The sequence below is a fragment of the Billgrantia lactosivorans genome, from assembly GCF_003254665.1.
Lineage (GTDB): Bacteria > Pseudomonadota > Gammaproteobacteria > Pseudomonadales > Halomonadaceae > Halomonas > Halomonas lactosivorans.
The window spans coordinates 143,486-170,424 of sequence record NZ_QHGY01000001.1 but is presented as its reverse complement, the minus strand read 5'-3'; the positions used below and the strand labels follow the sequence as shown (position 1 = coordinate 170,424).

The 26,939-nt window shown below is 67.4% G+C and carries 21 protein-coding genes and 1 pseudogene; 7 read left to right on the top strand and 15 right to left on the bottom strand.

All coding sequences use genetic code 11. The features are described from left to right. Positions 1–3 precede the first annotated feature (3 nt). The 11 genes and pseudogenes from DIS04_RS00640 to DIS04_RS00595 form a co-directional block, all read right to left on the bottom strand. Complete coding sequence (locus DIS04_RS00640; protein ID WP_111411794.1) at positions 4–930, bottom strand: GNAT family N-acetyltransferase; 927 nt, start codon at positions 928–930, stop codon at positions 4–6. Next, a complete protein-coding gene (locus DIS04_RS00635; protein WP_162622997.1) occupies positions 927–1,589 on the bottom strand; it encodes a GNAT family N-acetyltransferase in 663 nt (220 codons plus the stop codon). Before DIS04_RS00635 ends, DIS04_RS00640 begins: the two co-directional genes overlap by 4 nt. A gap of 2 nt (positions 1,590–1,591) precedes the next feature. Further along, positions 1,592–3,211 carry an asparagine synthase-related protein gene (locus DIS04_RS00630; protein WP_111411792.1) on the bottom strand — a complete coding sequence of 540 codons (1,620 nt, stop codon included), beginning with the start codon at positions 3,209–3,211 and terminating at the stop codon, positions 1,592–1,594. Further along, positions 3,208–4,653 (bottom strand): lipopolysaccharide biosynthesis protein, encoded by a 1,446-nt coding sequence (locus DIS04_RS00625; protein ID WP_111411791.1) that lies wholly within the window; start codon positions 4,651–4,653, stop codon positions 3,208–3,210. Before DIS04_RS00625 ends, DIS04_RS00630 begins: the two co-directional genes overlap by 4 nt. Before the next feature lie 23 nt (positions 4,654–4,676). Beyond that, positions 4,677–5,819 (bottom strand): DegT/DnrJ/EryC1/StrS family aminotransferase, encoded by a 1,143-nt coding sequence (locus DIS04_RS20550; protein WP_340148162.1) that lies wholly within the window; start codon positions 5,817–5,819, stop codon positions 4,677–4,679. Continuing rightward, a pseudogene (locus DIS04_RS20545) lies at positions 5,817–6,410 on the bottom strand (acyltransferase); the annotation flags it as partial. The gene DIS04_RS20550 and the pseudogene DIS04_RS20545, both read right to left, overlap by 3 nt. Before the next feature lie 8 nt (positions 6,411–6,418). Continuing rightward, the gene (locus DIS04_RS00615; protein WP_111411789.1) at positions 6,419–7,369 is read right to left on the bottom strand and encodes a Gfo/Idh/MocA family oxidoreductase; all 951 of its coding nucleotides are present in this window, start codon (positions 7,367–7,369) and stop codon (positions 6,419–6,421) included. Positions 7,370–7,398: 29 nt separating this feature from the next. Continuing rightward, entirely contained in the window at positions 7,399–8,715 is a 1,317-nt protein-coding gene (locus tag DIS04_RS00610) for a nucleotide sugar dehydrogenase (RefSeq protein WP_111411788.1), read from the bottom strand. Positions 8,716–8,826: 111 nt separating this feature from the next. After that, positions 8,827–11,025 carry a polysaccharide biosynthesis tyrosine autokinase gene (locus tag DIS04_RS00605; RefSeq protein WP_111411787.1) on the bottom strand — a complete coding sequence of 733 codons (2,199 nt, stop codon included), beginning with the start codon at positions 11,023–11,025 and terminating at the stop codon, positions 8,827–8,829. A gap of 36 nt (positions 11,026–11,061) precedes the next feature. Continuing rightward, a complete protein-coding gene (locus DIS04_RS00600; RefSeq protein WP_111411786.1) occupies positions 11,062–11,520 on the bottom strand; it encodes a low molecular weight protein-tyrosine-phosphatase in 459 nt (152 codons plus the stop codon). A 10-nt stretch (positions 11,521–11,530) separates the two neighbouring features. Beyond that, positions 11,531–12,667 carry a polysaccharide export protein gene (locus DIS04_RS00595; RefSeq protein WP_111411785.1) on the bottom strand — a complete coding sequence of 379 codons (1,137 nt, stop codon included), beginning with the start codon at positions 12,665–12,667 and terminating at the stop codon, positions 11,531–11,533. Positions 12,668–13,451: 784 nt separating this feature from the next. On the opposite strand from DIS04_RS00595, the gene DIS04_RS00590 reads away from it, so the two are divergent. The 4 genes from DIS04_RS00590 to DIS04_RS00575 are packed head-to-tail and all read left to right on the top strand — an operon-like array spanning position 13,452 to position 17,429. After that, positions 13,452–13,769 (top strand): hypothetical protein, encoded by a 318-nt coding sequence (locus DIS04_RS00590; protein ID WP_162622996.1) that lies wholly within the window; start codon positions 13,452–13,454, stop codon positions 13,767–13,769. A gap of 53 nt (positions 13,770–13,822) precedes the next feature. Next, entirely contained in the window at positions 13,823–14,521 is a 699-nt protein-coding gene (locus tag DIS04_RS00585) for a YjbF family lipoprotein (protein ID WP_162622995.1), read from the top strand. 14 nt (positions 14,522–14,535) lie between these two features. Then, positions 14,536–15,318, top strand: coding sequence for a capsule biosynthesis GfcC family protein (locus DIS04_RS00580; protein WP_111411782.1), 783 nt, complete (start codon positions 14,536–14,538; stop codon positions 15,316–15,318). After that, positions 15,315–17,429, top strand: coding sequence for a YjbH domain-containing protein (locus DIS04_RS00575; RefSeq protein WP_111411781.1), 2,115 nt, complete (start codon positions 15,315–15,317; stop codon positions 17,427–17,429). Before DIS04_RS00580 ends, DIS04_RS00575 begins: the two co-directional genes overlap by 4 nt. Positions 17,430–17,509: 80 nt before the next feature. Here the strand turns inward: DIS04_RS00575 and gcvT are convergent, their stop codons facing one another. Beyond that, complete coding sequence (gene gcvT, locus DIS04_RS00570; protein ID WP_111411780.1) at positions 17,510–18,625, bottom strand: glycine cleavage system aminomethyltransferase GcvT; 1,116 nt, start codon at positions 18,623–18,625, stop codon at positions 17,510–17,512. A 73-nt stretch (positions 18,626–18,698) separates the two neighbouring features. Beyond that, on the bottom strand, positions 18,699–20,105 hold the full coding sequence (locus DIS04_RS00565; RefSeq protein ID WP_111411779.1) for an alanine/glycine:cation symporter family protein: 1,407 nt from the start codon (positions 20,103–20,105) through the stop codon (positions 18,699–18,701). Between the two features lie 477 nt (positions 20,106–20,582). Between DIS04_RS00565 and gcvH the strand changes: the two genes are divergently transcribed. Further along, positions 20,583–20,975 (top strand): glycine cleavage system protein GcvH, encoded by a 393-nt coding sequence (gene gcvH / locus DIS04_RS00560; RefSeq protein ID WP_111411778.1) that lies wholly within the window; start codon positions 20,583–20,585, stop codon positions 20,973–20,975. Between the two features lie 76 nt (positions 20,976–21,051). Beyond that, the gene (gene gcvP / locus DIS04_RS00555) at positions 21,052–23,946 is read left to right on the top strand and encodes an aminomethyl-transferring glycine dehydrogenase (RefSeq protein WP_111411777.1); all 2,895 of its coding nucleotides are present in this window, start codon (positions 21,052–21,054) and stop codon (positions 23,944–23,946) included. Between the two features lie 83 nt (positions 23,947–24,029). Here the strand turns inward: gcvP and DIS04_RS00550 are convergent, their stop codons facing one another. Beyond that, positions 24,030–24,944, bottom strand: a complete 915-nt coding sequence (locus DIS04_RS00550; protein ID WP_111411776.1) for a LysR family transcriptional regulator — start codon at positions 24,942–24,944, stop codon at positions 24,030–24,032. A gap of 190 nt (positions 24,945–25,134) precedes the next feature. Here DIS04_RS00550 and ppnN point away from each other — a divergent pair, with 190 nt between their 5' ends. Beyond that, positions 25,135–26,499, top strand: a complete 1,365-nt coding sequence (gene ppnN, locus DIS04_RS00545; protein WP_111411775.1) for a nucleotide 5'-monophosphate nucleosidase PpnN — start codon at positions 25,135–25,137, stop codon at positions 26,497–26,499. Between the two features lie 64 nt (positions 26,500–26,563). Here ppnN and DIS04_RS00540 read toward each other — a convergent pair whose 3' ends face one another. Beyond that, positions 26,564–26,938 carry a hypothetical protein gene (locus DIS04_RS00540; RefSeq protein WP_111411774.1) on the bottom strand — a complete coding sequence of 125 codons (375 nt, stop codon included), beginning with the start codon at positions 26,936–26,938 and terminating at the stop codon, positions 26,564–26,566. Between the last annotated feature and the right edge of the window lies 1 nt (position 26,939).

The following is a 26,939-nucleotide window of genomic DNA, read 5'->3' as shown; positions in this document are numbered from 1 at the left end:
CATTCACTTGGATTCCCTCTTCATCAGTGTGCGGGCCGTGACGTATGCCTCGCGTGCCAGCTGGCGAATGCCTCGCTGACTAATGGCGTAATGGCAAACCAGCCGCCCGCCCCATGCCTCCTTCATCTCCGCCACCGGCGCGATGTTGGCGCCGATGAAGTCGAAGACGGTACAGCCCTGGCGGTCGAAGAACTCCAGCGCCTCCTCGGCGACCAGGTTGTTGACGCCGTCCTTCATGGCCTCGGTCTTCATCCCCGCCGACCACGCCAGCGCATGCCCCCCCGGGGTGAACAGGCAGACCCGGGCCCCCATCGCCTCGCCCTCGGCACTGCGCGCCAGGAGGCAGACGAAGTGCTCCGGGCCCATCAGCTCGGCCAGGCGCGCGAGCTCCGCGACGTCGAGGCGGTAGTCGAAGCCCTTGCGCGCCTCGGGGCCCGCCAGGCAGTCGGCCACCGCCTGGTAGTCCTCGCTGACCTCGCAGCGGTAGCCGAGCCGGCGGCACTTGCGCGCCTTCTTGCGTGCGCTGGGGTCGATGGCGTCCTCGCGCGTGGCGATGTCGAGGTGGTAGGTGAAGCGCGGGCGCGCCGCCATGTTGGCCCACTCGAAGGGGCGCACGTCGTCCGCCACCGAGGAGAGACTCAGGCTGCCGCCGAATTCGCTCTGCTGCAGGTACTCGGCCAGCCGGGTCAACGCCAGGCGCTTGCGCCGGTTGCGCGCGGCCGGCCGCTCGCTGGTGCAGTGGAAGTCGATGGGCAGGTGGGGATTGCGCGGCGGCGTCACCAGGCGACCCTGGTGGTTGCGGTAGAGCACGGTCTCGAGCCGCCAGCCGTCGCCCTTGTCGGGCGTGAAGGAGAGCGCTTCGGCGGTCAGCCCCCAGCGCTGCTCGTTGAACCGGATCCATCCGGGATGGAACAGGGGATCGTTCATCATGGTACGGCTTTCCTTTCCGTCTCCGTGGTCGGAGGCTGCGGTTCGGGGTCCGGTGCCTGGCCCGCCGCGGGGTCATCCCGGTAGTCGTCGTCGAAGTCGCAGACCAGGTAAAAGCGCTGCTCGCCGCTGGCCGGGTCCCGGTAGCGCTCGACGATGCGAAACCCGAGTCGCAGGCTGGGCTTGAGCGAGGCAACGTTGTCCTCCGAGATGCGCGCGGAGTAGCCGCGCACGCCGTTGGCGCGAAAATGCAGGATCCCCGTGCGGCGTAGCTCGGTGGCGAGGCCACGCCCACGATGGGCCGGGTGGACACCGCTGAAGCTGGAATGCACCCGCTCCTCGCGCAGGTCGCGGCGACTGAAGCCATAGAAGGCAACCCCCACCACGCGCCCCTTGATGTCCAGGGCCACCACACCGAGGCGATTCCCGGCCAGGCGATACAGCCAGCGCCGCGGCAGATCCAGCGGCCGACCGTCGTGCAGTTCGGCATACAGCGCCAGGGCGTCCGCCAGATACGGACGCCGCATGGCGCACAGCCGATAGCCGGCGTGATGGCGCAGCGGCACGGTGGTGAAGCCCCGCGCGCGGCGCAGGTTGCGAAGGATCAGCGCGACCGCCTCGAAGGCGGCCCGCAGGTATCGGCTCGGCGCATTGACGTTCATGATCAGCAAAACCTCTCGAGGAACAGCTGTGCCGCCACTCCGTTGTGCGAATAGCCCTGGGCGCGCAGGCGCTCCAGGGTCTCGGGAGGAAAACGCCCCGTGGACGCCAGGGTGTTGCCGCGGCTCAGCCCCGGCAGCAGGCGTTTCGCCAGGCGCTTGAGGTGGGCCCCGGGGCCACGTCGAAAGGCCGCCAGGCGGCTCAGGCGGGCGCGCAGGCTGTGGCGCGATTGCTGCGCGGCGTTGCCCAGCGGGGTGCGCTGACCGCTGACCTCGGCGAAGAGAGACTCGACCAGGGCGACGTAGCCGGCACGGCCTTGCAGCCAGTCGAGCGGTACCGATTGCCACGCTGCCATGACGTCGCGGTCGTAGAGCGGCATCCACCAGTCATGGCCGAAGAATTCGAAGCAGCGTACCGAGTTGACGATGAACTTGGCCTGGCGCTCCTGCCAGCCGAACTGCACGAACTGGCGGATGAATTCCTCGGGCGCCAGGGCCTCGTCCAGCGTGTAGTCGCGGGCCAGTCGCGGCAGCACCCGCTCGCGGAAGCGCGCCTCGCCCGCGTCGCTGCTATTCAGCGTGAAGTGGCGACGATGCAGGGCATCGGCCAGCTCGCCCGCCGGCATCAGCGCCCCTGCCCGCCGGGTCTCGAACACGCTCGGCGGCACGAAGCCGGTGACGCAGCAATGACCGGGCGCGAACAGCGACCCCGGTTCGACCTTGCCCTGCTCCGTCAGCAGCTTCACCGCCAGCCAATCCTGCATGTTGGCGATGCCGGTCCAGCCCGAGGCCCAGCGCTGGTAGCGCCAGTAGGCCTGGCTCTCGGCAACGCGGCCCCACGCCTGATGGCTGTACTCGACGAAGGTCCACGGCAGGCCCAGCGCACGGGCCACCTCTCGGCTGACCCTGGCCTCCTGATTGTCGCGGTAGCCGTAGGCATAGGTCAGCACCCGCGGGTACCGGCAGCGCGCCAGCAGCGTGGCGATCAGACGCGAGTCGTAGCCACCGCTGAGCGGTACGACGATCTGGCGGCCGTTAGCGGTCTCGACCAGCCGCTCGCAGGCCGCGTCGAGCGCCTCCTCGAGCGACGCCTGGCGCCGGTCGTCGTCGTTCGCCGCCGTCGCCTGATGACCAAAGCGAAAATAGCGCTCGAGCGTCAGGCTCCCGTCGCTGGCGTCGATGAACAGCGCCTCGCCGGCACGCAATTGCTTGACCCGGCGAAACAGCGTATCGCCGCCGGTGACGTAGCCGGCCAGCTCGAACTCCGCGCGGGCCTCGTCGTCGATCCGCTCCTCTGCGACCCGCTGGCGCACCCAGTCGGCATCGTCGCTGACAAAGACCTCGCCGGCGTGAGCGCCGTAGAACAGCGGGATCGAGCGTACGCGATCCACGACCGCCACCACGCCGCTGCGGGTGTGCCGAACGAGGGCGTGGAAACCATTGAGCGCCCCCATGCGTCGGCGCCAGCCGTCGAGGTCGTCGCTCAGCTCGAGCTGCTGCAGGGCGCGGGCGGGCGACAGGCGCTGAGCATCGAGCCAGACACTGCCGCAGACATGGCCACGGCCATGCAGCAGCTCGCACTCCTGCCAGCGTGAGGAAGCGAAGTGACAGTGGATCGAACTCATTGATAGGCCCTACGGAACAGGAGAAAGTAGCGCGCCCCCACCAGCAAGGCGCTGAGCGACAGCGCCGCGCTCCACGGCAGCCATGCGGGGGCCAGCCAACCGGTGACGAGCAGCGGCGACAGCAGCGCCAGCCCCCAGCCCAGCGCGGTGAGGGTCGCCGTCGCCAGCACCCGCGGCGGGTTGCCGGTAAGGCGGGCGATCCAGACCAGGAAGCCGATCCAGCAGGCGGCACTGCCCAGCGAGAACAGCGCCACCGTCAGCAGCAGGTCATCGTGGAAGGCGCCGATGGCGATGGCCACGACGCGTACGCCGAGCAGCAGCGCCTGGAACACCAGGCCCTGCCCCTGACGCTCGAGCACCGAGAAGAGGTGGCTCAGCGGCGAGGTCATGAACACCAGGTAGATCCAGGGCGCCATCCAGCGGGCGAATTCCCCGGCCTCGCGCCAGCGCTCGCCGAACACCAGAGCGAACAGGTCCGGGCCGATCGCCATCAGCACGATCGCCGGCGGCATGGCGATATGGGCCAGGATGGCATGCACCCTGGCCACCAGCGGGCCGAGCTCGCCGCGCCGGTGTGCCTCGGCGGCGCTGGAAAAGAACACCTTGCCCACGGCTTCGCCGATCAGCGTCATGGGCATCGCCAGTACCCGGTGGGCCAGGGCATAGAGCCCCGCGGCCACGGGGCTGAACAGCGCGGCGAAGAGCAGCGGCGGGAGCTGCTTGCCGAGCGTGTTGAACAGCCCCGACCAGGACGAATACAGCGGGAACTTGCGGTAGCGGCGCGCCGCTGCCCAGACCCCGGCGACCGTGACCCGGTGCTCGGCGACGGCGCGCAGGGCCGGTCGCGCCAGCGTCAGCGTGCCGGCGCCCTGCCCCGCGGCATGGCCGAGCAGCAGGCCGCCACCGCCCAGCGGGCTGGCAATGAACTGAATCGCCAGCAGCGCCAGCGACTGCTTGATCCGGGTCGAGGCGAGGGCGGTGAACGCCCGCGTGCGTACCGACCAGTGGCTGACCGCCTGGTAGCCCCCGGCGAACGCCACCCCCAGCGGCAGTAGCCACAGCCACGGGCTGAGCGACGGCACGCCCAACGCCGCGACCAGGGTCCGGCCGCCGAGCACCACCAGCAGCAGCGCGACCAGGGTGGTCAGGCCCACGACCGCAAGGCTCAGCGCCAGCACCTCGGCCGCCTCGCGCTCCGTTTCCGGCAGCGGTATCGCCAGCTGGTAACGGCCGCTGGCCACCACGGTGAACAGCGCCAGCAGACCACCGTAGACCGCCAGAAGGCCGAAATCCTCCGGCGCATACAGCCGGGTCAGCAGCGGCGCCGCGGCGATGGTCAGCAGCTGCGCCCCCGCGGTGCCCCCCACCAGCACGCTGACGCCGCGGGCGAAGGCGTGGGTCGGCAGCAGGCGTCTTGCCGGTATCACGAGCCGATTCAGCACAAGAGGTCTCCCTGACGTCTGGCTCAGGCCACGGCTTCCCCGAGCGCGGTGACGATGCGCTCCTGGTCCTCGGCCGCGAGGTACGGGTGCATCGGCAGGCTGACCACCCGACGCGAGGCGGCGTTGCCGATCGGCAGGTCGACCCCCGGATCGGCCACCGCGGGCTGCTTGTTGAGCGGAATCGGATAGTGCACGGCGGTGGGGATACCGGCCTCCGCCAGCCGCGCGATCACCACCTCGCGATCGTCGACCTCCACCGTGTACTGGGCGTAGGCGCTGGTGTTGTGAGGCTCCACGTGGGGCGAGGCGAAGCCGTGCGCACGCAGCAGGCGGTCATAGCGTTCGGCGACCTGCTCGCGCAGCCTGAGCTCCTCGTCGAGGATGTCGAGCTTGGGCAGCAGGATCGCGGCCTGGAGGGTGTCCAGGCGGCTGTTGACACCGATCCTGACGTGGTAGTAGCGACGCCCCTGGCCATGGCGAGCGATCTGGCGCAGCACCTTGGCCAGCGCATCGTCATCGGTGAACAGCGCCCCGCCATCGCCGTAGCATCCCAGCGGCTTGCTGGGGAAGAACGAGGTGGTGGCGATCTGCGACAGGCTGCACGAGCGTCGGCCGCGATAGGTGGCGCCGAAGCTCTGGGCCGCGTCCTCGATGACCGGAATGCCGTGACGCGCGGCGATTTCGTTGATGGCGTCCATGTCGGCGCACTGACCGTAGAGCGATACCGGAATGATCGCGCGAGTGCGCGGGGTGATGGCGGCCTCCAGTCGCTCCGGGTCGAGCAGGTAGGTGCGCGGGTCGACGTCGACGTAGACCGGTCGCGCGCCCAGCAACGCCACCGTCTCGGCGGTAGCGATGTAGGTGAACCCGGGGGTGATCACCTCGTCGCCGGGGGCGATGCCCAGCGCCATCTGGGCGATCTGCAGCGCGTCGGTGCCGTTGGCACAGGTGATGCAGTGGCGCACGCCGACATAGTCGGCCAGGCGCCTCTCGAGCTCATCCACCTCGGGGCCGAGGATGTACTTGCCGTGCTCCAGTACATGGCGGATGCCGGCGTTGATACGCTCGCGGATACGCACCTGCTGGGCCTTGAGGTCGATGAAGTCCATGCGTCGGGGGTCCTTGGCGGTGGTACTGTCGCCCTCCTGGGCGGGGGTGCAGCGCAGGGTGCCGCCGCTGAGTCGGTAGCGATCGCCGGTGTGCGGGCAGATCGCCTCGCCCTCGCCTTCCAGCGGCAGGTCGAGGCGCTCGCCGTGGCGGCTCATCCAGCCCCGCTGGCGGGCGGGCACGCCAAGCATCAGGGCGAAGTCGGGCACGTCGCGATTGATCAATGCCCCGGCGCCGACGAACGCATGGCGGCCCACGGTGACCCCGCAGACGATGGTGCAGTTGGCGCCGAGGGTCGCGCCCTCGCGCACCAGGGTGTCGCGGTACTCGTCCTTGCGCTCGACCAGCGAACGCGGGTTGTAGACGTTGGTGAAGACCATGCTGGGGCCGCAGAAGACCCCCGCCTCGAGGGTGACGTTGTCGTACACCGAGACGTTGTTCTGCACCTTGCACTCATCGCCGATGACCACGCGGTTGCCGACGAAGACGTTCTGTCCCAGCGAAACGCCGCGGCCGATGCGGGCGCCGCCGCAGACGTGGACGAAGTGCCAGACACGCGACGCCTCGCCGATCTCGGCGCCCGGGTCGACGATGGCACTGGGGTGGATCTGCACCCCGGGGAAGCGGTTGTCGTGCGGTTGGCTGTCCATGGCGAACCTCACATCAGGTGCCGCTTGAGGCAGGGATGTGCCTCGTTACGGACGGGGATTTCCGGGGCCGCATGGCGAATCGTATCGACGGTCTCGATGCAGTGGCGAGCACTGTCGAGGCCGTAGCCGCGGCCGGCCAGGATCTCCTGGTAGGAGACGGTGTGCAGGTCGGTGAAGCCGCCCGAGAACTCGATCTCGCGGCCCTCGCAGAGGATCGAGCGGTAGGTGGTCTGCTGCCCCTGCACGCTGCTCGGCAGGTCGTCGCTGTCGATCGACAGGAACCAGCGCACCCGCGCCTTCTCATACTCGAGATAGCCCGCGGCTCGCTGGTCGTCCAGGTAGTGCACGACATTGCGCTCCAGATCGCCGAACACGAAGTGCAGCATGTCGAAGAAGTGCACGCCGATGTTGGTCGCCACGCCGAACGACTTGCGCGGATCGCCCTTCCAGCTCTCGTGGTACCACTTGCCGCGCGAGGTGATGTAGGTGAGCTCGACATCGTACTTGTCGTCGCGGGGCGTACTGGCGACGCGTTCCCTGAGCTCGACGATGGCCGGATGGTGGCGCAGCTGCAGGATATTGAACACGCGCCGGCCGGTCTCCTGCTCCACCTTGCCCAGTTCGTCGAGCAGCGCCGGGCTCGGCACCAGCGGCTTCTCGCAGATCACATGGCAGCCCAGGCGCAGGCCGGCGGCGACATGCGCATGGTGAAGATGGTTGGGCGAGCACACCGAGACGTAGTCGAGCGCCGTGTAGGGGTCGCGCTTGCGCTGCCAGGCGCTCTCGAGAAAGCGCTCGAACTCGGTGTAGAAATCGCTCTCCGGCGAGATCGAATCGATGATGCCGACCGAATCGTTGATGTCGTAGGCCATGGCCAGATGGTTGCCGGTTTCCTTGATGGCCTTCATGTGACGTGGAGCGATGTAACCGGCAGCGCCGATCAGGGCGAAGTATTTCATGGCGTTTACCTGTGCGTTTGACATGAAGATCAGGCCTTGATCACTCGGTCTTCGTTGATGCCGCGGTAGATGCCGCGGGTATCGACGATCAGGCGAGCGTGGGCGCGAATCATGTCGTAGTCGAAGCGGTCATGGTCGGTAGCGAGGACGACGGCGTCGTATTCGGCCAGGGTGGACGGGGTAAGCGGCACGCTTTCGAGCTCGAAGCGGTGCTCACGCATGGGCGGGAACACCGGCACGTGGGGATCGCTGTAGGCCACCTCCGCCCCACGGTCGCGGATACGCTCCATGATGTGCACCGACGGCGATTCGCGCATGTCGTCGACGTTCTTCTTGTAGGCGATGCCCAGCACCAGCACGCGGCTGCCGTTCAACGCCTTGCCGTGCTGGTTCAGCCCCTCGATCAGCTTGCCGACGACATAGTCCGGCATGGCCTGATTGACCTCGCCGGAGAGTTCGATGAAACGGGTATGCAGGCCGTATTCGCGGGCCTTCCAGGTCAGGTAGAAGGGGTCGATGGGAATGCAGTGCCCACCGAGTCCCGGCCCCGGGTAGTAGGGGGTGAAGCCGAACGGCTTGGTGGCCGCGGCGTCGACCACCTCGAAGATGTCGATGCCCATGCGGTCCGCCACGATCTTCATCTCGTTGACCAGGCCGATGTTGACCGCACGGTGGATGTTCTCGAGCAGCTTGGTCATCTCGGCGGCCCGGGTCGAGCTCAGCGGCACGACCTGGTCGATGGCCGGGCGGTAGAGCGCCACGCCGGCTTCGCGGCAGGCAGGCGTATGCCCGCCGACCAACTTGGGTATGGTGCGGGTCTCGAAGTCCGGGTTGCCCGGATCCTCGCGCTCCGGGGAGTAGACCAGGAACAGCGCCTCCCCCACCGTCAACCCGCTCTCTTCGACGCGAGGCAGCAGCTCCTCCTCGGTGGTACCGGGGTAGGTGGTACTCTCCAGCGAGATCACCTGGCCCTCGCGCAGGTGCCCCTTGAGGGCATCGACGGTGCCGATGACGAAGCTGATGTCCGGTTCGCGGTACTTGTTGAGCGGTGTCGGCACACACAGGATCAGCGCATCGACTTCCGCCACGCGGGCGAAGTCGGTGGTCGCCTCGCAGCCCTCATCCCTGGCCCGGGCGACCCGCTCCGAGGCGATATGCTCGATGTAGCTGCGCCCGGCGTTGAGCCGCTCCACCTTGCCGGCATCGATATCGATGCCGAGCACGCGGTAGCCGATTTCGCTGTAGCGCAGCATCAGGGGCAGCCCCACATAGCCAAGCCCGACGATCCCGATCACGGCTTCCTTGCGCTCGAGCCGGCCAATCAGACGATCTTTGATAGTGGTCATGACGCTTCCATGGTTTTCGAGTGATAGTGATCGGCGCTCGGCCAGCCGGCCTCACGCCAGGGAACGGCCTGCCGGGCAGGCGCGGACGCAGCCCGCCGGCGCCTGCGGCGCTCAGGTCTGAGTCGTCTTGTAGGCATAGTGGTAATAGCCGTAGCCATAGCTGGTGGCGGCCTTGCGCTCGATGGCGTTGAGAATGCCGCCCTTCACCTTGACCCCGCTGGTCTCCAGGCGGCGGATGGCCACCTCGACCTCGCGCGGCGGGTTGAGCCCGAAGCGCGCCACCAGCAGCGTGGTGCCGCAGTGATGGCCGATCACCGCGGCGTCGGTCACCGCCAGGATCGGCGGCGTATCGACGATCACCAGGTCGAAGCGCTGGTTCAGTGCGTCGACCAGGCGCGGGAAGCGCTCGCTCATCAACAGCTCGGCAGGGTTGGGCGGCGCCTTGCCGCGAGCGATATAGCTGAGCCCGTTGATCGGCGACTGGCGAATCACCTCGTCGAGCTCCGCCTTGTCGGAGAGCGCCTCGGACAACCCGCCCTTGCTGTCGGCACCGAACGCGGTATGCACGTGCCCCTTGCGCATGTCGGCGTCAAGGACCAGCACACGCTGGCCGCTCTGGGCGATCACCGCCCCCAGGTTGATGCAGATGAAGCTCTTGCCGATGTTCGGGCTCGGCCCGGTGATCATCAGCCGATTGTCGTTGGCCTCGAGCATGGCGAAGTGCAGCGACGTGCGCAGCCCGCGCAGGGCCTCGATGGCGGTATCGTCGGGCGCCTTCTGCGCCAGCACCCCACTGCTCACGGCGCGTCCGCGCCGCCGGTTGTGGCGCTTGACGCGACGCACCAGCTTCTGCTGGTCGTCGGAGAGCGGCACGGTGGCGTACACCGGCAGGCCCAGGTCCTCGATCTGCTCCGCACTCTCCACGCCGCGACGGAAGATGCTGCGCACGATGACGAAGGCCACCGCGAGGAAGGCGCCTACCAGGGTCAGCATGGCCACGGTGACCGGCTTGCGCGGCTCCACCGGGCCCGGCTGGGCGACGGCATCGTCGAGGATGCGCACGTTGCCCACGGTGCTGGCCTTGGTGATGCTCATCTCCTGGATCTTGTTGAGCAGCTGCACGTAGACCTGCTGGGTCACCTCGACGTCACGCGACATGCGCAGGATCTGCTGCTGGGTCTCGGGCAGCCCGTGGATACGCTCGTTGAGCCGCTCGCGATCGCGTTCGAGGTTGTTGCGCTTCTCCATCATGGCGGCGTAAAGCGGGTGCGAGGCGTTGTAGCGCCGGCTCAGCTCGGCCTGCTCCATCTCCAGCGTGCTGAGCTGGGCATCCAGTTCCACGACACGATCCAGCACCGAGCGCGTCTCGAGGTTGAGGTCGACACTATCGTGCTGCATGCGGAAGGCATTCAGGGCATCCTCGGCCGACGCCAGGTCGTTGCGCACCTGGGGCACCTGCTCCTCGAGGAATTCGAGGCTCTGCTCCGCCTCGGCGCTCTGGCGCTCGACGTTCTGGGTCAGGTAGATCTGCGAGATGACGCTCAGGGTGCGCTCGGCGCGCTGCGGATCCTCGTTCAGCAGGGTCATGTTGAACACCCCGCTGTCACGGCCCCGCTGGGCGACGCTGAAGCGTGAACGCAGGTTGTTGATGGCGGCCAGGCGGGTGCGGCGTACCACGGTGAACTCCGCGCCCTCGCCGGCTTCCAGCTCGGCGACTCGCAGCTCGATACGGCCGTCGTCGAAGCTCTCGGTGGTACCGACGCGCCCCTCGCCGAGCAGTTCCTCGCCGTGGTAGAGCCGGTAGCCGTCGTCGACGCCGACCACCAGGCGCAGGGCCCGACCCAGCCACTCGTGGTCGACCCGCAGCTCGCCCACATTGAGGTACTCGCCGGCCCAGACGCTGCGGCGGGCGAAGCCGGGGCGCGACATGCCCTGCCTGACCAGGTAATCCCCGACGACCGCCAGGCGGGTCGGAATCACCTCGATGTCGAGCCGCTCCTGGTCCACCGCCTGTCCGAGCACCATGCGCGAACGCAGGATCTCGAGTTCGGCGTCGGCCTTGGGCTCCTCCCCGAGGATCGAACGCACTTCGGCAAGCGGGTTGCTCAGCCCGGTCTTGCCCTCGACCTGCACGAGGGCATCGGCCCGATAGATTGGCGTGGCCAGTTGCACGTGAATCACGCCCGCGGCGGCAAAGACCGCCGTCACCAGCATGATCAGCCACTTGTTGTCCAGCAGGACGCCGAACAGCCTGCCCAGATCGATATCGTCGCTGCCTGGGCGCGAGCCCGTCTTGATCTCTTTCACCATCGATGGAGTCCTGGCGTGAAAAGGGGGTCGTTCGCTTCAGCCACGCGTGCTGCCGAGGCGCGCCTGCCACAGGCGCGCCGCTTCGGTGAGCTGACGATGTACGCGTACAAAGACCTCTTCGTTCCTGCGATAAGGATCGGGAATGTCCACCCCGAGGCCCGCTTCGCCCGGTAGCCAGCGCCCGAAGCGCATGGTCTTGCCGGTGGCAAAGGGGAACTGCTCGGCAATCGCCAGGCGCTGGCCCTCGCTCATGACCAGCACCAGATCGGCCTCGCGAACCATCCCGGCGTCGATCTGGCGCGCCCGATGCCCGCAGAGATCGAGACCGTCGGCCTCCGCCAGGCGCACCGCCGTGGGGTCGGCCGCCTGGCCGACCAGTGCACCCAGCCCGGCCGATGCGATACGGTGGCCGGGCAGGGCCCGCCTGAGCAGCGCCTCCCCGACCGGGCTGCGACAGACGTTGCCGATGCACACCACGAGCACTTCCTGAAACATCCTCTTCCCCTTAATCGCGTACCTGCTCCAGTTCGGTGCCGGTGCGCGTGGTCTGGTAGATGCTGCTGACCGTGGGCAGGATCTGGCGCACCACACGGTTCCAGCGCCCCAGCGGCGTGGTCGTCACGTACACCACATCGGTTGGCTGCAGGGTGAACTCGGCACCCAGGACCAGCGCTGCGGCGTTGCGGGCATCGAGCTGATAGACGGTGGCGAGCTTGTCGCTGTCCGGCGGCGCCCGGCGAATGACGAAGATTCCCGAGGCATTGGCGTTGCCCTCGTTGATGCCGCCGGCCTCGGCAAGCGCATCGGTCAGCGTGAGGCGGTTGGCGCCCATCGGCAGGCTGGTGGGGGCGGTCACCTCGCCCATGACGTAGACCTTCTGGTCACTGTTGTCGCGCACGTGCAGCACATCGCCGTCCTGCAGCAGCAGGTCCTGGTCGAGTCGTCCGCTGTTGAGCATCTCGTGCAGCGAGACATGGATCTCCTCGCCATCCCGCGTCAACCGCACGTCGTGCCAGTTGGCGTGCTCCGCCAGGCCGCCGGACAGGTTGATGGCATCGAGCACGCTCATCGGCACGTTGCGAATCGGCAGCGGACCGGGTTCCTCCACGGCCCCCGTCACATTGACCTTCTGCGAATTGTACTGGGCGACCTGAACCTCGACCTGCGGCATGGCCACGTAGGGTTCCAGGCCGCGGGTGATGATTTCGCGGACCTCGCGCACCGTCCGCCCCTCCACGGGGATGCGGCCGATGAACGGATAGAAGATGGTGCCGTCGCTGTGCACGGCATTGCCCGACTCCGCGGCACTGCGCTCGCCGCCAGCGGGAATCGTCAGTTCCGGGTGGCCATAGACGATGACGCTGAGCACGTCCCCCTTGCCGATGTAGTAGTCATAGCCGCGGATGTCCTCGCGCAGGTCATCACCCGCCTTCTCGATGTCCTCGGCTCCGATGTCCTGAGGCCGCTGGCTTCTCACCAGGCCGAAGGTGATGGGCTCGATGTCGACCAGGTCGTCGATCGGGGCGGCGTCCGCCTGGTAATCGATATGCCCCCCCGGGGCAAAGGCGCAGCCCCCCAAGGCGAACACGCCGAACAATAAACAAATACGACCCAACCGGAGCCGCAGGAAGCCGTGATTCATCTAATTTTTCACTCGCGTGCCAATATTAATTCGGACCCTGGCGTTCCAACCAGCCAATCCATGCCTCTTTAATTATTCCTCAAGTCGCTACCCTGTGACACGGGGAGAAACCTTACAAACAACACCGGCATCGCCAAGTTTCCTATTCTGACACTTATAAGTGACAGTCGCGTTGTCATTCTGCGACACCAAGCGATATATACTGTCTCTTAATGTCGACACCAGTAATTCAATGCAAGCTCGAAGATTACTTAATTCGACATCGACAATTTCGGACAGCAACGCCACCTCAAGACACGCTACCGCCACGAGGTTTGACGACAATCCCCGAAGCCATGCGTATCGTCTTGTTCCCAAGACGAAAAAATGTCCCGCGGCGCGAGCCACGACACGACGCAAACTCAAGGAATTCGACAAGACAGGGCCTTTACTTCCATGCAAGGCGCCTAGAGAACGAGGCCAGAATAATCCTTTTTCCTGCTCGCCACTACCCCCTGTGAATATCTATACATTTTTTTACTCTTATATACAGACAGACACTCTGGCACAAGATAAGTTTCTTTCCAGGCTTCGCGAATTAGGTTATCAATCCAGCTTTCGAATCGAAACCCCCATGACAATTAAAGTCACGGGGGGAATTTTATGTAATTCTGCCTGTATACCTGCCGACGGCAGGTTGGCCAGATAGTAATCCCGGCAACATTACGCGGATGCACTATCCGGCCATTCGTCCCGCCGGAAGTGACCGGCGCAAAAGAAGGAGCCAGACCCTATGCTTGATCGATTGAAACTACGAAGGCGCGTCGCCCCCCTGGCCGGTGCGGCTTTGCTGAGCCTCGCGCCATTCGCGCTGGCCCAGCAGGCCACGCTGTCCCAGGGGACGCCGGGCGCGCCGGGCGACTCGGCCAACACGCCGGCGCCAGGCGCAGTGGCCAGCGGCGGGCTCGCCAGCGGCGGTGGTGCCGCGGGCGCGGCTCCCGGCAACTCCGGCCAGGCCCTGGCCGGTGCCGTGAGCCGCGGCGCAGCCGGCATCGGCGTGGCGATCGGTGCCGCCGGCACGGGCACCGGCACGGGTACGGGTACCGGCACCGGTACGCGCTGATGCGCCGCGACAGACGGTACAGCGACAGACGTGTGCCGACACAGGACCGCCGCTTGGCGGTCCTGCTTCGCTGGTGGCTGACCGGCAGCCTGGTTGCCGGCCTGACGGCCTGTGCCCAGGGCGGGCAGCTGACGCCTTTGGGCGCCACGCTGATGGGCGGCGGGAGCGGTGAAGACCTGCCGGCGCAGGCGGAAACGCTGCCCTACGCCACCCTGGTGGCTGAGACCCAGGGCAACCAGGCCCTGCTGGTAATGGCCCACCGCACCGGGGAGCAAGGCCGGGATACCTACTGGCAGGCCGGCGATCGCGCCACCCTGCACCTGCGCGATGGGGTTCCGGCGAGCACGGCCGGCTTCGAAGCGCTGCTGCTGGGACGCTGGCACTCGGCCGAGGCCAGACCCGGACACTATCGCGTGCACGCGCAGTGGCGCGATGCCGACGGCACGGTATGGCAGGACGAGGCCGAGGCGAGCCTCCGCTGCGAGGCGGCCGAGCCCGTGGCGCTGCCGCTGACCCGGCTGGCACTGGAACGCTGTACCGAGCGACTCGACTGGAAGAGCCGCAGCACGCACAGCCAGGGGGTGTACTGGCGCGAGCCGGGCAGCCTGAGGATCTGGGGGGGTGACATGGCGCTCTGGCCGGACGGTCCACGCCTGCGCTGGCAGGTGGCGAGGCCCTGGTGGAGCGAAGCCGAGGACACCGGGCGCGACGACGGGCAGTCACCCTTGCCCGACGGCGCGCCACCGCCGTGACAAAGAGAGCGAGAATGACCCGACGTCCCCCCTTTCACGCCGGCCGCTGGCGCACCGCCTGCCTGGGCGCGCTGCTGGCCTTGCCCCTTTACGGCCATGCCGACAGCCAACGGCTCTCCGACCTGTGGCTCGAGCAACCGGCATTGCCCGCGTCTCCCGCCTACAGCTACTACCTGCTCGCACGGCAGCAGGAACCCCTGCAGCGCCAGGCCAGGCGCCTGCGGGAGGAGCTGGCGACACTGATCGACTGGTACTCCCTGGACGGACGCACCGACCTGGCCCGGGGGCTCGAGGCGTGGCAGGCCGGCATCGCCGAGTCGCAGACATCACCGGGCCGCACGTCAGCCAGGGCCGACCTTGCCGCCCTGCTCGCCTCGCCTCAGCACGACCCGCCGCTGGCCTCGCTGGCCGCCGCCGGATACTGCGACGTGCCCGACTGGGTGGAGCTGTGGCACTTCGGCGGCGTGACCCGGCATCGCTGGTCGCCGGGTCTGAGCCTGCGCGAACTGCTGCGCCAACACCCGGATTCGCGCTGGGCCAGCGCCGAGGAGGCCTGGGTGATCCCCCCCCAGGGCGACCCTCGTCGCATCGGCGTCGCCGCCTGGAATGCCGGCGATTCCCCGCTGATGGCCGGCAGCCGCATTGCGCTCGTCCTCCCCGAACCGGTTCAGGAAGCCGACTGGGTCAATCGCACCCTGCCCGACTTCCTGGCGACCCGCCTGCCCGGCAATGCCTGTCACCCCATCGCACTGCCGGATGGGGCGGGTCAGACCGATTCGGGAGGGCCGGCCACATGAAGCGGTCAGCATCCCGCTCGCCTCGACTCGCTCCACTGACCCTCGCCACCGCCCTGGGCATGGCCATGCCGGCACTCGCCGACCCCGGACAGCCGCGACTCGGCAGTGGCCAGGGCGATTTCGGTGGCGTGGGGCTGATGCAGACGCCCACCGCCCGCATGGCGCCGCTGGGAGGTTTCGCCTTCTCCTTGTCGCGCACCGCGCCCTACCGGCGCTATGGCCTCTTCTTCCAGCCCGCCGAGTGGCTCGAAGCCGGTTTTCGCTACGTCGAAGTGGAGAACCGACGCTACCTGGCTGCTACCGACGACCGCAACAATCTCGACAAGGGGATCGATTTCAAGCTACGGCTGCGGGAAGAGGACCGCTACTGGCCACAGGTCGCCGTCGGCGCGCGTGACATCGGCGGCACCGGCCTGTTCGCCGGCGAATACCTGGTCGCCAGCAAGCGCTGGCACAACTTCGATGTCTCGCTGGGGATCGGCTGGGGCTACCTCGGCAACCAGGAGGATTTCACCAACCCGCTAGCCCAGCTCCACGAGGGCTTCGAGCGCCGCTCCGGTTTCAGCTCGGGGGACGATGGCGGCAGCGTCAACCTGGGCAGCCTGTTCAGCGGACGCAGCGCCCTGTTCGGCGGCATCGAGTACCAGACGCCATGGGATGCGCTGGTATTGCAGCTCGAGCTGGAGGGCAACGACTACCAGCATGAGCCGCAGCAGAACGATCAATCCCAGGACTCACGCCTCAACCTCGGCGCTCGGCTGCGCCTGACCGACACCATCGAACTCAAGGCCGGCTGGCAGCGCGGCAATACCGCCATGCTCGGGATCTCGCTGTCGACCAACCTGGCCAGCGTCTCCCAGGCCAAGCGCGACCCGCCCCCCGTCGACGTGGCGGCGCCTCCGGCACGGCATACCGGCGACTGGGACGGACTCAGCCGTGAGCTCGACGCCAACGCCGGCATCGGCGTCTACCGCATTCGCCAGGACGGCGCGAGCCTGATCGTCGAAGGCGAACCCACGCGCTATCGATCGCTCGCCGAGAGCGAGCAGCGTGCCGGACGCCTGTTGCACAATCACCTGGGTAGCGACGTGGAGACCTTCCGCTTCCGCTGGCACGAGCGCGGCATGGCCCTGCGCGAGAGCGTTCACGAGCGCGACGCCTTGGTCGCCGCCGCCGTGTCCAGCGAGGCAAGTGTCGCCTATCGCCACGGCCTCTATACCCACGCCATGCTGGCCGACGATCGCGGCGACGTGCTGCACGACGCCCCGCCGCGAGGGCTTTCCTATCGCCTCGAGCCGCAGCTCGAGCAGAACTTCGGCGGTCCCGACGGCTACCTCTACCGGCTCTCCGCCAACCTCGACGGCGAATACCGGCTGGGAACCCGGCACTGGCTGTCCGGCACGCTCAGCTACACGCTGGCCGACAACCTCGGCAAGTACCGCTACCTCGGTCCCTCGGACCTGCCGCGGGTGCGCACGCATGTCGGCGACTACCTGGCCGAAACCGACATCGGCATCAGCAACCTGCAGTACACCGGCACCGCCCAGTTGGGCAACGACTGGTACGCACTGGGGTATGGCGGCCTGCTCGAGAGCATGTTCGCCGGCGCCGGCGCCGAGCTGCTCTACCGCCCCTTCAACAGCGACGTGGCGCTCGGGCTCGACGTCAACTGGGTCAAGCAGCGCGATTTCGACCAGCGCTTCGCGATGCGCGACTACAGCACCTGGACGGGGCATCTGACCGGCTACTGGCAGACCGACTACGAGGACGTGCTGGCCAAGATCAGCGTGGGCCGCTATCTCGCCGGTGACCTCGGCGCCACCTTCGACGTCTCGCGCGAGTTCGATTCGGGCGTGCGCCTGGGGGGCTGGGCCACCTTCACCGATGCCGGCAGCGACTTCGGCGAAGGCAGCTTCGACAAGGGCATCTACCTCTCGCTGCCGCTGGATGCCTTCTTCGTTCACTCCACGCGCCAGCGCGCCCAGCTCTCCTGGAGCCCGCTGACCCGCGATGGCGGCGCCCGCCTGGCGCGGCGCGAATCGCTTTACGACCTGACCGAGGAGCGCAGCATGGGCCGCTACTGGGAGGACCAGGCCGCCCTGATGCGCTGAGCGAGCCCCCGGCCGCACCAACGAAAAGACCACCGCCTCGAGCAGCGGTGGTCTGGCTGAAAAGATAACGGTATAACTGGCTAGCCGCGATAGTAGCCCGGCGCCACGAACGGCATCTTGCTCACCACCATGGGCAGGCGCTTGCCTCGCACCTCGGCGTAGACGGTGGTCCCCACCTCGGCCTGCTCGACCAGGACATAGCCCATCGCCACAGGGCGGCCGACGCTGGGGCCGAAGCCACCGGAGGTCACGCGGCCGACATGCCGGCCATCCTCAGCGTAGAGATCGGCACCCTCGCGCACCGGGGCACGCCCTTCCCCCAGCAGGCCGACCCGCTTGCGCCGGTGATCCCTGGCATCGACCTGATGCAGTATCACGTCCGCCCCCGGGAATCCGGCCGAGCGCTCTCCGCCGTGGCGGCGCGCCTTGCCGATGGCCCAGATCAGCCCCGCTTCCACCGGCGTGGTCTCGGTGTCGATGTCGTGGCCGTAGAGGCACAGCCCGGCCTCGAGGCGCAGGGAATCCCGCGCCCCCAGGCCGATGGGCTCGACCTCCTCCTCGGCCAGCAGGCGTCGGGCCAGCGACTCCGCCTGGTCGGCCGGCACCGAGATCTCGAAGCCGTCCTCGCCGGTATAGCCGCTGCGGCTGATCCAGACGGGCACGCCGTCGATCTCGAAGCGTCCGTGCTGCATGAACACCAGCTCGCAGGCCTCGGGGCAGTGGCGGCGCATGACCTCGGCGGCCTTCGGCCCTTGCAGGGCCAGCAGGCCGCGCTCCAGCAGCTCGGGCCGATGTTCCTCATCGAGGCCGGTGTCGAGCAGCGCCAGGTCCTGATCCTTGCAGGCGGCGTTGACCACCAGGTAGAGGACCCCGCCGCCGGGGTTGGCCACCATCAGGTCGTCGAGAATGCCGCCGTCCTGGGCGGTGAACAGCGCATAGCGCTGCATGCCCTCGGGCAGGCCAACGATGTCGGCGCACACCAGCGTCTCCAGCGCCGCGGCGGGACGAGGGCCATGCAGCAGGATCTGCCCCATGTGGGAGACATCGAACAGGCCACAGGCGGCACGGGTATGCTCGTGCTCCTTCTTGACCCCCAGCGGAAACTGCACCGGCATCTCGTAGCCGGCGAAGGGCACCATCTTGCCCCCCAGCTCGAGGTGCAGGTCGTGCAGCGGGGTGCGCTTGAGTTGGCTCATGGGTTTCCTCGTGAGGTGATGGTAGGCAGGCGAGCGAGAAGCGCGGCGCGCCTCTCGCCCCCCGCTAGGCTTATCAGGACCTGTTGTGGTCCAGGTCCTCGCCCGGCAGCACTTCCTTGCCGTTGAAGTAGTCGCGCGTGACCTTGAACACCACCGGCGAGAGCAGCGCCAGCGCGATCAGGTTGGGAATGGCCATCATGGCGTTGAAGGTGTCGGCCATCAGCCAGATGAAGCCGAGCTGGGCCATGGCGCCCAGCGGGATCGCCAGCACGAACAGCACGCGGTAGAGCATGATCGAGCGCGTGCCGAACAGGAACTGGAAGCACTTCTCGCCGTAGAACGACCAGCCCAGGATGGTGGTGAAGGCGAAGACCGCCAGCGCCAGCGACACAATCTGGTTGCCCCAGCCGGGCAGCGCCGCATCGAAGGAGAGCGCGGTCAGCGAGGCGCCCTCCTCGCCGTCGACCCATACCGTGGAGGTCAGGATCACCAGCGCGGTGATGCTGCACACGATGATGGTGTCGATGAAGGTGCCGAGCATGGCGATCAGTCCCTGGCGTACCGGGTTGCGCGTCTTCGCCGCGGCGTGGGCGATCGGCGCACTGCCCAGGCCGGCCTCGTTGGAGAAGATGCCGCGGGCCACGCCGAAGCGGATCGCCGCCATCACCGCCGCGCCGGCGAAACCGCCCATGGCGGCATGCGGGTTGAAGGCATAGTAGAAGATCAGACCGAACGCCTCGCCGAGCTGGCCGGCGTTGACGACCAGCACCACCAGGCCGGCCGCCACGTAGGCGATGCCCATGATCGGCACCAGCTTGCCGGCCACCTTGGCGATGCGCTTGATGCCGCCCAGGATGACGGCGCCGGCCAGCACCATGATGACCACGCCGGTCATCCAGTGGGGGATACCGAAGGTCGAGTCGAGGGCGTCGGCCACGGAGTTTGATTGCACGGTGTTGCCGATGCCGAAGGCCGCCACGGCGCCGAAGAAGGCGAAGGCACCGCCAAGCCACAGCCACTTCTTGCCCAGGCCGTTCTTGATGTAGAACATCGGCCCACCGACGTGGTAGCCGGTGCTGTCGGTCTCCCGGAAGCGTACCGCGAGCACCGCCTCGGAGAACTTCGTCGCCATCCCGACCAGCGCCGTGACCCACATCCAGAACACCGCGCCGGGTCCGCCCAGGGCAATCGCCGTCGCCACGCCGGCAATATTGCCGGTTCCAATGGTGGCAGAGAGAGCCGTCATCAGGGCGTTGAACGGAGAGATCTCGCCCTCATCTTCCGCCTTCTTCGCCTCACCGGGCGCCGGCTTGGCATCACGGCCCTGCCACATCAGCTTGAAGCCGGTACCCAGCTTGCGAATGGGCATCAGCTTCAAGCCGATCTGCAGGTAGAGCCCCACCCCCAACAGCAGGATGAGCATCAACGGCCCCCAGACTACGCCGTTGATGGAAGTGAAAATCGCTGTCAATGTTTCCACGAACGTTTCCCTCTGTTGTTTAGACTGTTTTTAAGGAGTTTACCGAAAGATCTATTACGATCAGACGGCGTACCATAGCGGAAATTGTCGGAATTATTCCACCAGGTCGTATATGCCCGCTGCGTCTCGTTCACCCTGCTCGCGGCCCGGCCAAGCTTAGCGCGTGTTTCGTATAGGAAACAAATATCATGGCACCGCCGACTTGCATGCCGGCGACACGAGCAGGGGTAGCGCCGTCACCAGGCAACATGCCTCACAGGTTAGTGAGGCGTGCCAACGCTGTCGAATGCCGCCAGCACCCGCGGAGCCTCACGCCTCATGCAAGTTGCACTGGACGCTTGCCGCCCTACGCGCCACGCTATCCTGGCGAGGATTCTCGTTCGCGCCAGGCGAAGGCGGGCCATGGGCTCGCCAAATGCCGCCAATGGCGTTAGCATTCGCACAGTCAGAAAACCTTTTTCTTATAGGAAAAACATCATGAGCTCGATCCCTGCCAACCTGCGCTACAACGACAGCCACGAGTGGGTGCTCGACAACGGCGACGGCACCGTCACCATCGGCATCACCGACCATGCCCAGGAAGCCCTTGGCGACGTGGTGTTCGTCGAGCTTCCCGAGGTCGGCCGCACCCTGCAGAAAGGCGAGGAGTTCGGCGTGATCGAATCGGTGAAGGCCGCCTCCGACCTCTACGCCCCCCTGGCCGGCGAGATCGTCGAGGTCAACGAGGCCCTCGAAGACGCCCCCGAGACCGTCAACGAAGCGCCCTACGAGGGTGGCTGGATCATGAAGGTTCGCGTCGACGATGCCGCCGCGGTGGAAGCCCTGCTGGATGCCGAGGCTTACCAGGCCGTGGTCGACAGCGACGCCTGACGGCGGCGCTGCTCCCGGCCCGGCGAGCGGCCTCCTCGAATCGCCGGGCATCTCATCTCAACGTACAGGGTTCTCCATGGCTTACGACAACCGCCGCCTGGCCGAACTGGCCGATCATGACGCCTTCATCCGCCGCCACAACGGCCCCGGAGCCGAAGATGTAGCCGCCATGCTGGCGGCGCTGGACATGGACAGCCTCGAGACACTGGTCGAGCGCACGGTGCCGGCGGACATTCGCCTGAATCGCGAGCTAGACCTCGACCCGCCGCGCAGCGAGGCCGAGGCGCTCGACTACCTCCGCCGCCTGGCACGGCAGAACAAGGTGTTCAAGACCTACATCGGCCAGGGGTACTACAACACCCACGTGCCGGCCGTGATCCAGCGCAACGTGCTGGAGAATCCGGGCTGGTACACCGCCTACACTCCCTATCAGCCCGAAATCGCCCAGGGCCGGCTCGAAGGCCTGCTCAACTTCCAGCAGATGGTCATGGACCTGACCGGCATGGAGCTGGCCAACGCCTCGCTGCTCGACGAGGCCACCGCCGCCGCCGAGGCCATGGCGCTGTGCCAGCGGGCCAACAAGAAGTCGAAGAGCAGCGCCTTCTTCGTCGCCGACGACGTGCTGCCGCAGACGCTGGACGTGGTGCGCACCCGCGCCCACTACTTCGGTTTCGAACTGGTCGTCGGCCCGGCCGAGCACCTGGCCGACCACGACGTCTTCGGCGCACTGCTGCAGTATCCCGGCGAGAGCGGCCGCGTGCACGACCTCGCGCCGCTGCTCGCCGCCGCCCGCGAGCGCAACGTGATGACCTGCGTCGCCGCCGACATCATGAGCCTGGTGCTGCTCAAGGAGCCGGGCGCGCTGGGCGCCGACATCGTGGTCGGCAACACCCAGCGCTTCGGCGTGCCGATGGGCTACGGTGGCCCCCACGCCGCCTACTTCGCCACCACCGACAAGCTCAAGCGCTCGATTCCCGGGCGCATCATCGGGGTCTCGCGGGACAGCCGCGGCAACACCGCCCTGCGCATGGCCATGCAGACCCGCGAGCAGCACATACGGCGCGAAAAGGCCACCTCCAACATCTGCACCGCCCAGGCGCTGCTGGCCAACATCGCCGGTTTCTACGCCGTCTATCACGGTGCCGAGGGCCTCTCCACCATCGCCAACCGCATCCACCGCCTGACCACCATCCTGGCCGAGGGGCTCAAGGCCAAGGGCGTGGCGCTGGTGCACGACAGCTGGTTCGACACCCTGCGCCTGACCGGCGTCGATGCGGGCAAGATCCACGGTCGCGCGCTGACCCACGAGATCAACCTGCGCTACTTCGACAACGGCGACATCGGCGTCAGTCTCGACGAGACCACCACCGCCCACGATCTCGACGCCCTGTTCGACGTGCTGCTCGGCGAGGAGCATGGGCTCTCGGTCACCGCGCTTGACGAGCGGGTCGCCGTGACTGGACTCAGCGGCATCCCCGCCGCCTGCCGTCGCGAATCCTCGTTCCTGACCCACCCGAATTTCAAGCGGTTCCGCAGCGAGACCGAGATGCTGCGCTACCTCAAGCGCCTGGAGAACAAGGATCTCTCGCTCACCCACGCGATGATCCCGCTGGGCTCGTGCACCATGAAGCTCAACGCCACCAGCGAGATGATCCCGATCACCTGGCCCGAGTTCGGCCAGCTGCACCCGTTCGTGCCTCGGGATCAGGCGGTCGGCTACAAGCAGATGATCGATGAGCTCGCGGCGTTCCTCGTCGAGATCACCGGCTACGACCACATCTCGATGCAGCCCAACTCAGGCGCCCAGGGCGAGTACGCCGGCCTGGTGGCGATCCGCCGCTACCAGGCGGCCCAGGGCCAGGGGCACCGCGACGTCTGCCTGATCCCCAGCTCCGCCCACGGCACCAATCCCGCCTCCGCCGCCATGGCGCAGATGAAGGTGGTGGTGGTCGAGTGCGACGAGATCGGCAACATCGACCTCGACGACCTGCGCGCCAAGGCCGAGCAGCACAGCGAGGCGCTGTCGGCGATCATGCTCACCTACCCCTCGACCCACGGGGTGTTCGAGGAGGGCGTGCGCGAGGCGTGCGCCATCGTCCATCGCCACGGCGGCCAGGTCTACATCGACGGCGCCAACATGAACGCCCAGGTGGGCCTGTCGCGCCCCGGCGACTTCGGCGGCGACGTCAGCCACCTCAACCTGCACAAGACGTTCTGCATCCCGCACGGCGGCGGCGGTCCGGGCATGGGCCCGATCGGCGTCAAGGCGCACCTGGCGCCCTACGTCTCCAACCACGTTGTCACGCCCATTGCCGGCGTCAACGCGAACTGCGGCGCCGTCTCCGCGGCAGCCTACGGCAGCGCCTCGATCCTGCCGATCTCCTGGGCCTACATCAAGATGATGGGCGCGCGCGGCCTGCGCCAGGCGACTGAGCTCGCCATCCTCAATGCCAACTACGTCGCCAGGCGGCTCGAGCAGCACTACCCGGTGCTCTATCGCGGCGTCAACGGCACCGTGGCCCATGAGTGCATCATCGACATCCGCCCGCTCAAGGCCGCCTCGGGAATCAGCGAGGAGGATATCGCCAAGCGCCTGATGGACTACGGCTTCCACGCCCCGACCATGTCCTTCCCGGTACCCGGCACGCTGATGGTGGAACCGACCGAGTCGGAATCGCGCTACGAGATCGACCGCTTCTGCGACGCCATGATCGCGATTCGCGAGGAGATCGCCCGGGTCGAGCGGGGCGAGTGGCCAGCCGACGACAACCCGCTGGTCAACGCACCGCATACCATGGCCGACCTGATGGACCCGGCCTGGGAGCGCCCCTACTCCCGCGAGACCGGCGCCTTCCCGTCGCCAGCGGTCAAGGCCGCCAAGTACTGGCCGGCGGTCAACCGCGTCGACAACGTCTTCGGCGACCGCCAGTTGATCTGCTCCTGCCCCAGCATCGACGAGTACCGCGACTGACGCGTCGCTGTCGGATTCAGCAGAGCGAAACGGCCCGCCGAGCGATCGGCGGGCCGTTTTGCCGGGGGGATGGCGAGCCGGCGCTACAGCGGCGAGGCGACCTCTCCGTGGCCGAAGCGCTCGCGCAGGCGCTGCTCGCGGAAGCCCTCGAGCAGCCGCGCATAGCGGCGCGGGATCTTGGCGCCGGAGCGCGTCACCAGGTGCAGCGTCTCGTGCTCCGGCACCGGCAGGTCGAGCTCCTTGACCTGGCGCTGCCAGGGCGAGGTCTCCAGCACCAGGCGCGACACCACGGTGAAGCCGAGGCCGCGGGCCACCGCGTCCAGCACCATGCCCACCTCGTTGGTGAAGCCCTGGCGGCGAAACTGGCTCATGGAGCGGAACTCGTCGGGAAAGTTGCTGCGCAGCAGCGCGCCGGCATGGCTGATGCCGTCGGAATAGTTGAGGAAGCCGATGCCCATCAGCTCGGCCAGCGTCGTCCCCGCGAAGTCGGCCGGCACCACCAGGCACAGCGGCTCCTGATGCCACCGGCTGCAGTCCAGGTCCGGATGACGAATCGGCTCGGTGACGATGCCCAGGTCGTGGCGGCCGGCCAGCACGTCCGAGACGATCTCGTGGCTGAAGGCAAAACTGTAGTTCACCGTCAGCCCCGGCGACATCTGCTGCTGGCCGAGGATGTAGGGGTAGAACATCAGCCCCACGCTGCCCGGGGAGGCGATGCGGCACTCGCCGGTATCGAGCGCGTCGTCATCCAGCGAATGGCGGAACTGCTCGTGCTCGCTGAACAGGCGCAGGCCGTAGTCGTAGGCGCGCTTGCCGGCCTCGGTCAGCGTGAAGCGCCGACCCTGGCGTTCCAGCAGGGGCTTGTCGAGGTACTGCTCGAGCTTGCGCACGTGCTGGCTGACGCCCGGCTGGGTCATGTCGAGATGGCGCGCGGTACGCGTGAAGCTGCCGGTTTCGACCAGGGTGATGAAGGTGCGGAAGTAAAGGGCGTTGAACATGGCGCATCGCTTGCAGGGGCGGTCGGGGCTCGAGACCGTATGCCGACATCCTACCATCGCCGGCCGAGCGGCGCAGCGCTGCGCCATGGCGGCCAGCGTGATAGCATCGGATCACGACTCGATGACCCTTGCATGATCCCCTGGCTTTCCTCGTCACGGGGGCGCAAGCCGAAAGCACAAGGATCGTTTCATGCCCGATACCATCTCCGCGACCATCTCCCCCCTGCGCAGCCTGGAAGTGCTGTCGCAGCATGAGGTCAACCGCCTGCGCGACACCTCCAAGGCCGGCCTTCACGACCTGTTGCGGCGCTGCGCGCTGGCCGTGCTCAGCTCCGGCAGCATGACCGACGACAGCCTGGTGCTGATGGAGACCTACCACGACTTCGACATCGAGGTGATCCAGCAGGACCGCGGCATCCGGCTCAAGGTGACCAACGCGCCGGCCGAGGCCTTCGTCGACGGCAAGATGATTCGCGGTATCCGCGAGCACCTCTCCTCGGTGCTGCGCGACATCATCTACGTCTACAACGAGATCCAGCATCACCAGCGTTTCGACCTGACCACGGGCGAAGGCACCACCAACGCGGTGTTCCACATCCTGCGCAAGGCCGGCACGCTCAAGCCCGGCCGCGACCCCGGTATCGTGGTGTGCTGGGGCGGCCACTCGATCACCCGCGAGGAGTACGACTACACCAAGGACGTCGGCTATCACCTGGGTCTGCGCGAACTGGACATCTGCACCGGCTGCGGCCCCGGCGCCATGAAGGGGCCGATGAAGGGGGCCAACCTGGCGCATGCCAAGCAGCGCATCGGCGACGGCCGCTACCTGGGCATCTCAGAGCCCGGCATCATCGCCGCCGAAGCGCCCAACCCGCTGGTCAACGAGCTGGTGGTGATGCCCGACATCGAGAAGCGTCTCGAGGCCTTCGTGCGGCTCGGCCACGGCATCGTGGTCTTCCCCGGCGGCGTCGGCACCGCCGAGGAGATCCTCTACCTGCTGGGCATCCTGCTCCACCCCGACAATCACGACATGGCGCTGCCGGTGATCTTCACCGGGCCCGCCAATTCGGCCGACTACTTCCAGCGCATCGACGAATTCCTGGTCTACACCCTGGGCGAGGCGGTACGCGACAAGTACCGCATCATCGTCGACGATCCCGTCGAGGTCGCCCGCACCATGCGCCAGGGCATCGACAGCGTGACCGAGTTCCGCCGTGCCCACCAGGACGCCTTTCACTTCAACTGGCGGCTGACCATCGCCCGCGATTTCCAGGAGACCTTCGAACCGACCCACAAGGCGATGGCCGGGCTGGCGCTGCACCGCAGCCAGCCGGTCCATGAGCTGGCCGCCAACCTGCGTCGGGCGTTCTCGGGCATCGTGGCGGGCAACGTCAAGGAGCATGGGCTGCGCGCGATCGAGGCTCACGGGCCCTTCCAGCTGCACGCCGAATCGGAGCTGATGCGACGGCTGGACGAATTGCTCGGTTCCTTCGTCGCCCAGGGTCGCATGAAGCTGCCCGGGCAGGAGTACGAACCCTGCTATCGCCTGGTGTGAGCGACGTACCGCCGCAGTGAAACGATGAGGGAAGGAAGGCAGGCCGGGCGCTGGCGCCCGTGCCTCAGCCCGGCGTGCCGACGGGCTGCCACCAGAGCCACAGGGCATGCAGCAGCAGGCCGAGGGTAGCGCCATGCGCGATCAGCAGCTGCCAGCTGATCCAGGCGCTGAACAGCGCGTGCCAGAGCCCCATCAATGCCAGCCCGGCCACCAGCGACAGTGCCAGCCGCCTGGCCAGGCGTGGCAATCGCGCGCGCTCCTCGGCGCCCAGCATGCGCCAGTTCAGCAGCGCCACCGCGGCCACCACCAGCAGCGCCAGGGAAATCAGCATCAGGCGATTGTCGTTGCCGCCGGCCAGGTAGCGTGGAATGGTGGCCAGCATCAGCACCACCAGGCCCGTCAACAGGCTCAGCCGTTCCGCGGTCGGTGCGGCCCCCATC